Below are 3,865 nucleotides of genomic sequence, written 5' to 3' on the forward strand. Positions count from 1 at the left end.
TCGCCGACCGCCGACGAACAGACACAACTTCAAATGTTGATTTCGAGGACCGGACGAAGATGTTCGTCTCGCTATTCCAGATACGGCGTCAGCACATTTTCGATCCATTTCATGAATGCGCGGACTCGGCGCGACAGATTGCTTCGATGTGCTACGACGAGGGACACGGCGAGCGCCCGGCGACGAAAATCGGGTATGATCTCCACAAGCGCTCCACTCTCCAGGTATCGGCCAATTCCCAAGAGTGGCGCCTGAATCAGGCCAAGGCCGGCGAGGGCAGCGGCTTCGTAGGTCTGCGCACTGTTAACGTGTAACGCACCTGGCAACTGAAGCGTGGCGTAGCCGTCGCCGTCCGGATATTCCCATCCATAAGGTCTTGCGCCCAGCATCGTCGAAAAATGAATTGTCCGATGCTCCTGACGCTGGAGATCTTCTAGCGATCGGGGGACGCCATAGCGCGCCAGATAGGCGGGACTGGCAGCGTTGACCATGCGTAACTTGCCCAGCGGGCGGGCGATGAGCGTCTCGTCCCTGATGGATCCAAGCCGCAATACACAGTCGAACCCCTCTTGAACCAGATCGACTTGCCGATCCGTACTCGACACCTCCAGCTCCAACTCTGGATGAGTTGCCATGAAATCCGGTAAGGCCGGCATGATCGTTGTCCGTGCCACCTCGGTCGGAAGATCGACGCGTAGACGCCCGCGAAGTGCCACGCGATCGCCTGCGAACATTGAGTGCAGGTCATCAACGTCAGCAAGCAGATCGCGGGCACGGGCATGAAATACCCGTCCGTCTTCCGTCAACTGCACGCTACGCGTCGTCCGGTGCAGAAGCCTGACACCGACATCTTCTTCCAGTTTCCGGATCGCCGTTGAGGCCCTTCCCTTCTGAATGCCCAGGCTATCGGCTGCGCGGCTGAAGCTCCCCATGTCCGCTACCGTTATGAAAATGAGGATGGGTTCGAGATTCTGCATTTTCCTGCCTCGGCATTGTTCACCGTAGAGAGAACAGTGAGTTCGCTCCCTCGTTGTTTGTCATACCTAGGAGACACAATAGGCTCCAAATAATGGGATTCCTCCTCGGAGAATGACAAGTGTCCGAAACTATCAACCTGCCTCAGGTGCCTGAAACTGTGACCGTGCATCGCGCCCTGTGGGCCGGCCGGATCATGAGCGCATTTGTCGTTATCGCTCTGGCGGCAGACGGCACCATTCAGCTTTTCGCGCCGGCACAGATCGCGAGCATGTTGCAGGAAACCGGGTTCGCGATGGACCTGACCCGTGTCGTGGGTCCGATCATCCTTGCCTGCGCCATCCTTTACGCCATCCCGGCCACCGCCGTGCTCGGCGCGATCCTTGTGACGGGCTTTTTGGGAGGTGCCATCTGCGCCCATGTCCGCATTGGTGAGTTGGGGGCGCCGCCGGAAATCATGTCCCTGCTTCTGGGCGCGATGACATGGGGCGGCCTCTACGCGCGCGATCCCCGAATCCGGGCCGTTCTGCCGCTCATCCATTGAACCAACCAGGGCAGTGTTCTGTCCCTCAAGATCAGGAGAAAACACATGTTTTTAGTCATGGGAATCACGGGAAAAGTGGGCGGCGCAACGGCAGAACATCTGTTGGCGCACGGCAAGGAAGTCCGCGCGCTCGTCCGCAATCGCGAGAAGGCTTCAAGCTGGGCGAACAAGGGCGTGGAACTGGTAAACGGTGATTGGAATGATTCGGCAGCCATCGAGCGGGCGCTCAAAGGCGTCGAAGGCGTGTTTGTCATGTTGCCGGCTGTCTGGGCCCCCTCGCCCGATTACAAAGAAGCCAAGGGCGTGATTGCGAACTATGTCGAGGCGCTCACCAAGGCAGCGCCGCCGCGGGTGGTAGCGCTTTCGTCGATGGGTGCGAACAGGACCAGCGGGCTCGGGATGATCACGGCGTTGTCGCTTCTGGAGCAAGGTTTGCGCGACCTGATATCGCCAATCGCATTTGTGCGCGCAGGTGGTTTCTTCGAAAACTTCCTCTACGGCTTGCAGGTCGCCCAGGGCGGAACGCTCCCGGTCTACTACAATCCGACAAACCGGAAATCGACCATGGTCGCGACGAACGACATCGGCGCGGAGGTCGCAACCCTTTTGACCGGTCCAGCGTGGTCAGGGCAGCGCGCCGTCGAGCTTGGTTCGATGGTCACCGCGGATGAAGTCGCGGAGCAATTGGGTGAAGTCCTGAATCTCGACGTCAAAGCCTTTGCAGTCCCGCGTGCAGGGTGGGCGAAAGCGTTCGAGCAATTCGGCATCCCGAAGGGCCACACCGGACCTGCCGAAGAAATGTTTGAGGCCGTGAATGCAGGATGGATGGACCTTGGAGTCGCGGGTACGGAGCACGTAGCCGGTACGACGTCCGCACGCGATGTATTCGAAGCTGCACAGAACGCCGCCAAGGCGTAGGTCCGGGACGGAGAGTGCCCGCTTCTGCCCCGGCTAGACGAGAATAGCGCGAGGTCCGTTCAGGGCAAACTCGGAAGTTGGCGGGCCTTCCGCCGCAGTCCGCTGGACCCCAGTGAGCAGACATCCGCAGACCGCGTGATGAGGTCCGAAAAGGGCCCAGGCCGTGTGAAAACCTCGCCTCTGCTGCTATTCTGCAGTGAATCGACGGGGACGAGCGATGGCTGGATTCGTGGAAGGGGTTGATCGCGGGCAGAGCACGTTGTTCCCGGCAGTGCTCGACGACTACGTGGCCGAGGACAATCCGGTGCGTGCGGTTGATGTGTTCGTCGACGGGCTCGATCTGGATAAGCTCGGCTTCGTTAGGGTCCAGCCACTCGACACGGGGCGACCCGGCTACCATCCCGGCATGGTGCTCAAGCTCTACATCTACGGCTACCTCAATCGGGTGCCGTCGAGCCGACGCCTGGAGCGGGAGTGCCAGCGCAATATCGAGATGATCTGGCTCACCGGGCAGTTGGCGCCGGACTTCAAGACGATCGCAGATTTCCGCAAGGACAATGGCAAGGCCATCCGTGGGGTTTGCCGTGAGTTCGTCGCACTGTGCCGCAAGCTTGATCTGCTTGTTGTAGCGAGCGTCGCCATCGATGGATCGAAGTTCAAGGCCGTCAATGCGCGGGACAAGAACTTCACCGAGGCGAAGATGAAGCGGCGTCTGGAGCGGATCGACGAGAGTATCGCTCGCTATCTGTCGCAGCTCGAGACCGCCGATCGGCACGGCGATGCAGGGCCAGAGGCTAAAGTTGCGAGGTTAAAGGGCAAGATCGAGAAGCTCAAAGAGGAGACTGTTCGGCTTAATGCGATCAATGCGGCGATGATGAAGAGCGAGGACAAGCAGATCTCGCTGACCGATCCTGATGCGCGTTCGATGGCGACAAGTGGCAAGGACACCGGAATTGTTGGCTATAACGTGCAGATTGCAGTTGATACGCAGCATCATCTCATCGTGGCTCACGAGGTGACCAATGTGGGCACCGATCGCAATCAACTCGCCAACATGGCCGGGCAGGCGCGCGACGAGATGGCTGTCGAGACGCTCGAAGTCGTGGCAGACCGCGGCTATTACGATGGAGAGGAGATCAGGGCCTGTGAAGATTCCGACATCACGGTGATGTTGCCGAAGCCGTTGACATCGGGCGCCAAAGCCGCTGGCCGCTTCGGCAAACAGGACTTCGTCTATGTCGCCGCCGCAGATGTTTATCGCTGTCCCGCCGGCGAGCGGCTAACTTATCACTATACGAACGTAGAGGACGGAAAGACGCTGCGCCGCTATTGGACAAGCGCCTGCAAAACCTGCGCGCTAAAAGTTCAATGCACGACGGGCCCCGAGCGCCGCATCACACGCTGGGAGCACGAGGCCGTTCTGGAGAA

General features: G+C 59.6%; 4 protein-coding genes. 3 read left to right on the forward strand and 1 reads right to left on the reverse strand.

Annotated features, from left to right (window positions below; all coding sequences use genetic code 11):
• Positions 1-71: 71 nt before the first annotated feature.
• Positions 72-977 carry a LysR family transcriptional regulator gene (locus UP10_RS34860; RefSeq protein WP_044591719.1) on the reverse strand — a complete coding sequence of 302 codons (906 nt, stop codon included), beginning with the start codon at positions 975-977 and terminating at the stop codon, positions 72-74.
• 119 nt (positions 978-1,096) lie between these two features.
• Here UP10_RS34860 and UP10_RS34865 point away from each other — a divergent pair, with 119 nt between their 5' ends.
• From UP10_RS34865 to UP10_RS34875, 3 genes are all read left to right on the forward strand, one after another.
• On the forward strand, positions 1,097-1,519 hold the full coding sequence (locus UP10_RS34865; RefSeq protein WP_044591720.1) for a DoxX family protein: 423 nt from the start codon (positions 1,097-1,099) through the stop codon (positions 1,517-1,519).
• A gap of 45 nt (positions 1,520-1,564) precedes the next feature.
• Positions 1,565-2,437, forward strand: coding sequence for an NmrA family NAD(P)-binding protein (locus tag UP10_RS34870; protein ID WP_044591721.1), 873 nt, complete (start codon positions 1,565-1,567; stop codon positions 2,435-2,437).
• 217 nt (positions 2,438-2,654) lie between these two features.
• Positions 2,655-3,865, forward strand: a 1,211-nt coding sequence (locus UP10_RS34875; RefSeq protein WP_044591722.1) for an IS1182 family transposase, incomplete at its 3' end; no start/stop codon positions are given.

The sequence above is a fragment of the Bradyrhizobium sp. LTSPM299 genome (assembly GCF_000938235.1).
In the GTDB taxonomy this organism is placed as follows: Bacteria; Pseudomonadota; Alphaproteobacteria; order Rhizobiales; family Xanthobacteraceae; genus Bradyrhizobium.

Coding starts and splice junctions, on each gene's coding strand:
- UP10_RS34860 (WP_044591719.1), bottom strand. CDS start 977: ATGCAGAATCTCGAACCCATCCTCATTTTCATAACGGTAGCGGACATG.
- UP10_RS34870 (WP_044591721.1), top strand. CDS start 1,565: ATGTTTTTAGTCATGGGAATCACGGGAAAAGTGGGCGGCGCAACGGCA.